Source organism: uncultured Polaribacter sp. (assembly GCF_947500975.1).
Taxonomy (GTDB): Bacteria; Bacteroidota; Bacteroidia; order Flavobacteriales; family Flavobacteriaceae; genus Polaribacter.
The window spans coordinates 1-6921 of the sequence record NZ_CANMUE010000014.1 but is presented as its reverse complement, the minus strand read 5'-3'; the positions used below and the strand labels follow the sequence as shown (position 1 = coordinate 6921).

9 protein-coding genes are annotated in these 6921 nt (G+C 28.2%); all 9 read left to right on the top strand.

Features of this window, described 5'->3' with window-relative positions:
- Window positions 1–111 precede the first annotated feature (111 nt).
- The 9 genes from Q0733_RS12570 (at window position 112) to Q0733_RS12530 (ending at window position 6706) form a co-directional block, all read left to right on the top strand.
- Entirely contained in the window at window positions 112–705 is a 594-nt protein-coding gene (locus Q0733_RS12570) for a hypothetical protein (RefSeq protein ID WP_298782631.1), read from the top strand.
- A gap of 148 nt (window positions 706–853) precedes the next feature.
- A complete protein-coding gene (locus Q0733_RS12565) occupies window positions 854–1153 on the top strand; it encodes a hypothetical protein (protein ID WP_298782628.1) in 300 nt (99 codons plus the stop codon).
- Entirely contained in the window at window positions 1150–1494 is a 345-nt protein-coding gene (locus Q0733_RS12560; protein WP_298782627.1) for a hypothetical protein, read from the top strand. The genes Q0733_RS12565 and Q0733_RS12560 overlap by 4 nt, the downstream gene beginning before the upstream one ends.
- A gap of 162 nt (window positions 1495–1656) precedes the next feature.
- Window positions 1657–2151 (top strand): hypothetical protein, encoded by a 495-nt coding sequence (locus Q0733_RS12555; RefSeq protein ID WP_298782625.1) that lies wholly within the window; start codon window positions 1657–1659, stop codon window positions 2149–2151.
- 628 nt (window positions 2152–2779) lie between these two features.
- Window positions 2780–3409, top strand: a complete 630-nt coding sequence (locus tag Q0733_RS12550) for a hypothetical protein (RefSeq protein WP_298782623.1) — start codon at window positions 2780–2782, stop codon at window positions 3407–3409.
- Between the two features lie 605 nt (window positions 3410–4014).
- Window positions 4015–4380 carry a hypothetical protein gene (locus Q0733_RS12545; RefSeq protein WP_298782621.1) on the top strand — a complete coding sequence of 122 codons (366 nt, stop codon included), beginning with the start codon at window positions 4015–4017 and terminating at the stop codon, window positions 4378–4380.
- A gap of 212 nt (window positions 4381–4592) precedes the next feature.
- Window positions 4593–5207 (top strand): CbrC family protein, encoded by a 615-nt coding sequence (locus tag Q0733_RS12540; protein ID WP_298782619.1) that lies wholly within the window; start codon window positions 4593–4595, stop codon window positions 5205–5207.
- A gap of 170 nt (window positions 5208–5377) precedes the next feature.
- Window positions 5378–6055: a hypothetical protein gene (locus tag Q0733_RS12535; protein ID WP_298782617.1), complete on the top strand. Its 678-nt coding sequence runs from the start codon at window positions 5378–5380 to the stop codon at window positions 6053–6055.
- A 180-nt stretch (window positions 6056–6235) separates the two neighbouring features.
- Entirely contained in the window at window positions 6236–6706 is a 471-nt protein-coding gene (locus tag Q0733_RS12530; protein ID WP_298782616.1) for a hypothetical protein, read from the top strand.
- Window positions 6707–6921 lie beyond the last annotated feature (215 nt).

Genomic DNA, 6921 nt, shown 5'->3' with positions numbered 1-6921 from the left:
GTAAGAAATATTTACTTACATTTACAACACACAACAAAACATAAACCGCATTAAAACGACGGTTTATCCAGAACGTTGGCTGTAATTAAAAACCGAAATCAAAATTGAAATATGAAATTAAAAAGAAATTTATTTACAATTCTATTTTTGACAATTAGTGTAATCGGAATTGCACAAGATTATAAAAATGAGCTGAAAAAGGAATTTAATGATTATTTGAGTACAATTGTAAATATGGAATTTGAAAAATCTATGGAATATATTGTTCCTGAATTTTTTGAAATTATTCCAAAATCGCAAATGATTAAGGTTATGAAAATGACTTTTAACAATCCAGATATGGAATTTGAAATCAAAAATCCGAAAATCTTGAAAGTTAATGACAAAAAGGAAATTGAAAAGAAATATTATTCACTTCTTACTTATTCAAATCAAATGAATATGAAAATAAAAGGAGAAGAAGGAGAAACAAAAGACGAAAAAGCAACAAGAATAAACTTGACTAAATTGTCATTGGAAAGCACATTTGGATCTGAAAATGTTGTCTATAATGAAAAAACTGATTTTTTTGAAATCCAATCTCAAAAAGACGTTTATGGAATTTCTCAAAACGGAGAAAATAACTGGAAATTTTTAGTAATTGAAAAGAAACAAAAAATGATTTTAGAAAAGTTACTACCAAAAGAATTGAGCGAAAAAATATAAAACTACAGCCAACACCGTGTAAAAAAAATTGCTTTCTTTTAGCCAACTTACGAAAATCCTCGCGGATTTTCTATTCAGTAATTATTTGCTAACTTTACGCTAAACAAACGCAACTTTTCCTACACATACACGTTACCACACATTTGAAATGAAAATCGGAACTACCATTTTAATAACATTTATTTTATTAGTCATTGTAGTATTTGCAATGGGTGGAGGACACGGAACTTATTTACCAGCGAAAGTTGTTTATCCATTTACAATGTTAATTGCTATTTTGACAAAAAACGGAATTGGAATCTTACCGACAATAATTGCTATTATTCAAATTCCAATCTACGCTCTAATTCTGACTAAAAAATCGAAATGGAAATTTTACTTAATCGGAATTCATATAATTTCAGCAATCATCTGTTTGAATTTAACAACTGAAACTTTTTCTGGATGAATATCTCTGAATTTTTAAAAATTAAAACCAATTTTATCGGAATCGGAATTAGGTCAGTTCTATTTTTCGGAATTCTGTTACTTCTGATTTTGATTGAGATATTTGCTTTTTGGGGAATTTATGGAGAAGGAGCAACTGCAAGTCGAATTTCGGAATTGTGGTATGTTGATTTAATTTTAAACTATTTACCGATTATACTTGTTGGCGGATTTTTAGTTTATAGAATATTAAAAGAATATAGAAAACAGGAATATGTGAATTTCAAAACGAATTTAATTACACTTTTGATTTTGATTTTTCTATTCTCAATCAGAAGTCAAATCGAAAGACTGATTTTCTGAAATGAATAATAAAAACGTGTGGTAACACCGTATATAATTTATTGCTGGCTTCTTGCTTACTTGCGAAAGTCCTCGTGGACTTTCTTGGTCGGTAATTATTTACTAAATTAGTTGCTTAAAACACGCAACAAACCATATACAACAACGTTGCCAGTAATTTGAATGAAAAACGTACAAACAAAAATATTACTACTTTTTTTAATCACTTTAGTTGTTTCGTGCTCAACACAAAAAGGACTGATTAAAAGAGAAAAAACGGAATTTGGAACTCTAAAATATTATGTCCAGACTGAACTAAAAAACGACAATTATTCGGATACCGAATTGAATGACTTAAATGACGAAAAGCGAGTTGTAATAAAAGTTGCTGATTCTGTTTTTTACAGCTTATATTCAAACGGAATTAATAAGCGTACAAAAAAGAATAAAAATTCGGTTTACCGACTATACTATGGAGAAATACCAAAAGAATTAGATGCTCAAATTGCTTATCAGAAATTGTCGGAATTGGATTCCTTGGTATTATCTAAATCGGACAAAATATTAAACTCGCTGAAATGGAATGATTTTAAGCGTTGGAACGGAGCAAAAGCTTTTGAGAAAGAAATAATTTATTATCACGGATTTCCTAAAAACGGTAAATTTGAACCATACTAAACGGAATAAAAAACTACTGGCAACAATGTATAACCGCAATTACGGCGGATTCGACTACGTCCGAATCCACTCGGAATTGCTAACGCCAGTTCTTAACCGAAAATCATTAACTTTAATCCCGTAACTGACGGTTATACGAGACCGTTGTAATTTATTGTTCAGAAAAACTAAAACGCTTGAAAAAACAGCAAAATGAAATTGTAAAATTGTACGAATGAAAGCTGAAAAATCACTCAAATTCTGAATTTAAACTTTTGTGAAAATGAATTTTGTGGAACACTCTCTCGCGAATTAAGAAAAAAATGGAATTCAAAATCTTTGCGGAATTTAAATGTTTGAATTCACTCAAACTGAAAACCAAAAATGCGGAATTTTTTCGCGATTTTTTTTAGTGTTTTAAAGTTAAAATGTCTGAATTTACTCAAACGCTGAAAAATTGAAAACGGAAGCTAAACGTGTTTACTCAAATGTTTCACAACAAAATTACAACACCGTGTATAATTTACTGCTTGTTTCGGTTTTTCTTGCGAAAAACCTCGCAATCGTAAAAGTCTGTAAAATGTAGTTATTTTTCGCTAAATTTACCCAGCAAATCATACACATAAAACGTTAGCCACAAGTTAAAAAAATGAAATCAGGATTTAAAATATTATTGACTCTTCTAATTCTTTTCCAAGGTTGTAACGAAAAAGAAACTCAAAAGAAAAAAATCTCTGAATTTGAACAAATAACGGAAAAGAAAAATACTGAATTCATAAATCTTAATTCGAGTAAAAACATCAAGTCAGAACCTCAAACTGACTTTTCTTTTATAGAAAATATTAAAAAAGTTGAATTACCACATAGAGATTCAACAAATTTTGACAATCATAAAGTTGGAAAACTATTAACCAAAGAACAAATACAGGAATTGAGTTTAGATAAAGTTTTTGAAATTCACCCAAATGCTTATGATGCTCATAAAATTGGAATTAATTACGCTGTGAATTTATCAGACAATTACAAATCGATTGTATTTTATAATTATTTTGTTGACAATGAATTAGGTTCAACGCTCGTCAATTACGATTCTGATTATAATATACTTGACCATAAAATGATTGCAATGGATGAAATTGCCGAGAGCGTTTTAAGAACAGAATCAACAATTGAAAAAAATAGAATAATCATTACAAATTTTCAGTTTTGGAATGAAACAACTAAAGAAACAGAAATTGTGGAAATTCAAGTAAACGGAAAATTAAAAACCAGTGGCTAACATTGGCTATAATTAATACGGGTTTGGGTTTAAAATCCAAAGTTTAGTGTATTTTTATAGAGTCCGCCAAATCTTTTGATTTGGCTTTAAAAATGAAAAGTAAAACAAAATAAAAAGTTTTGGCTAAGTGCTTAATCGAAAGTTCACTACTTTTAATTCCCGTACTAACCATAGCCGAGACGTTGTAGGTAATTTGACCAAATTATAATCGAATTAAAAAATAAATGGAAAATAAACTAAAAATTATTTCTCTAATTTCATATTCCCTTATAATTCTTATGGGGCAAATGATTGGACTTCCTTTTATATTTTGGCTAATATTTACTAGTTTCGAATTCGGAAATAATGAACAAGTTTTTGCAATATTTGGAGTAATTGGAATAGTACTAAATTTTACAAAATATGGAAAATATAGAATTGTAAAAATATTGAGTTTCCTTCTAATGATTTTACCAATAATTATAAGACTGACTAAAACACCAATTGAAAAATTTAATTATTTAATGTTTCAAGTTCCTTTGCTTATTTATATAGTCACATATTTGATTTTTATAATAAAACCGAATAGAACATAAGATTTTAAATAAATTGTAAAAAATAAAAAAATGACAGAAAAAAAAGTTAATAAAATTTGGGTTATATCTTTACTGACTATAGTCTCTCTATATTTTTATAACACTTATTTTTTTCAGGTTTTAATAACAGGAAAATATACTGCAGAAATACCGAATAACTTTGGCTCAGATGGAATCAATGATGGAGATAAATTGGAATTATTTAATGATAATACATTTAAAAGTAACTTCAGAGGTATTGGAACTTATAAACTCATTCATAATTTAAGTGGAACAAAAATTAATCTAGATTTTGGAAATGATGGCTTAATTACATATTTCTACAGACCATATTTAATAGGAAAACCAAAAATTGTAATATTTAGAGATTTAAATTCTGGATTCCAAAAAGACTAATAAAAAACTACCTACAACAAAAGCTATAATTAATACGGGTTTTAGTGTTTAATTCTGAGAAAAGTGTATTTTTACTAAGTCCGCCAAATCTTTTGATTTGGCTTTAGAATAGAAAAAAATAAAACAAAATAAAAAGTTTTGGCTAAGTGCTAAATTGAAAGTCTCTGACTTTCTATTCCCGTACTAACCATAGCTAAAACGTTCTACACCATTTGAAACAAACATTCGTCATAGCATTAATATTAGTAATCGGAATAGTTTCTGGCTGTAAAAACAATAACACTCTGAATTCAAAAAATATGTCTGAATTACCAAAGTTTAAATACCAACCGAACGCACTCAAATTGGGAATAATTGAAAAGAAAAATATTGATTGTCCAGTTTGTGAGAAAAATAGAGACTATGCTTACTCTGGCGGAATTTACGCTATCGAAGAAGTTGAATTTATTTGTCCTTGGTGTGTTGCGGACGGAAGCGCAGCCGCAAAATATGATGGAATGTATATTGACGATGCTTCTTGCGAAGAAGTTTCTGACCAAAATAAACTGACTGAATTGGTTACAAAAACACCAAATTATGTGAGTTGGCAACAAGAAGTTTGGCTTGCACATCACGATGATTATTGCTCATTTGAGAAATATGTTGGTTGGAAAGAAATTGAACATCTGAAAGAAAATTTATCAGACGACATTGAAAGAATTAAATCAGAATATGGATTATCACAGTCGGAATTTGAGCAATATTTAGTAAATGATGGCGGAATGCAAGGTTATTTATTTAAGTGTTTACATTGCGACCAACATCGATTACATATCGACACCAATTAATAAAAATCGGAATAAAAACGGTGTAGAACAACGTGTATAATTAATGGCTAGTTCTCGCCTACTTACGAAAATCCTCGTGGATTTTCTATCCGGTTTTTATTTGCTAAATTAGGTGTTTAAACACGCCACTAATCATACACAAAACCGTTAGGGCAAATAAAAGCGCACATTTGAAAAAGACAGTTCTATTTTTATTACTAATAGCTATTTTAGGTTGTAATACCAAAAAGGAAAAATTACAACTTGAAAGAAAAGTATTTAATGAATTATTTCTAGAATTAATTGACTCAGCTTATGTAGATTTTAGATTAATGACTCCTCCTTACCCTCCTCCTCCAAATGGAATAATTTTGAGTGAAAAACAAAAAAAAGAAAACCTTGAGAATTACAAGAAATTTTTGGCTGAGTTTGAAAAAAGAAAAGCTGAAATTGAAAAAGATACCACTAGAATAGTTTTAGCAATTGTTGAAAAGACTTTTCCTTTAGACAGCAGTAGTTTTAAAAATTTATCTGGTAATTATAAAGAAATAGAACCTAAAAGTCAGTATTCAGGTTCCAAGAACGAAAACAAAATAGACTTATCAATTTTTGGTAATCACAAGAAATATCGATTTAAAAAATATTCTGAATTTCCAAAAGGCAGAAAAATTTGGAATACTAATTATCCTTTTGAACTTGGAGCTGTTATTTCATTTTCAAACATATACTTTGACGAAAATAAAGAATATGGAATACTTGAATGTGGTGTTACTTATGGAAGATTAAATGGAAATGGCTTGAAATTTTTTATAAAAAAAGTGTCTGGAAAATGGAAAATTGAAAAAATTGAAGGAACTTGGATTTCATAAAAATACTTGCCCTAACACCATATATAATTTATTGCTAGCTTTTTGCTTACTTACGAAAATCCTCGCGGATTTTCTTGGTCTGTAATTATTTACTAAATTAGTTGCTTAAACTACGCAACAAACCATATATAAACACGTTAGCAACAATTACTCAGCAAACTCAAAAATCATCCTTTTAAAGTGAATAATTATTTATCAAAATCATTCTATAAAGAAATATTTGAAAGTTGGAATAATATTGGGAAAATCAAAAGTCTGATTATTTTAATAATTAGTATTGCACCATTAATTTTATTAAAAATTGGAGAAAATATGGAAATTTTGAAGTTTTCAGAAACCTTAATTTTGAGTATTATGACTTTTCTATTTGGAATAATCTTTTTAATAATAATTACGAAACTTTGGAATTTATTTGGAATAAAATTTGAAAAACCAAAATGGAATGAAAATATAATTACACTTGACTTTTCAAAAAGTTTGAATTTTTTATATTTTTTTGGAGTACTATCAATTTGTTCAGGAATTATTCAGTTCATTTATATCGGAATTATTTATCAAAAAACAGATTTCAATTCTATAATTTCTATAGTTTTTGGAATTAGTCTTTTGAGCGGAATAAAATTGAGTTTAAAACTATTAAAAATAAGTTAAGAAGGAATTTAAAACTGTTGCTAACACTGTATAAACTTTATTGCTGCTAAATTTTTCCTTCGGAAAAATACGCAGGCACAAAGTTGTTTAATAATTTGCTTACTTTTAGCATAACTAAAACGCAACAAAGCTTATACCAAAACGTTGGTATTCATTGCGTGAAAAAATCAGAATCATACAAAAAATTCGTTTAAAACAATGATTATTTTCAAATA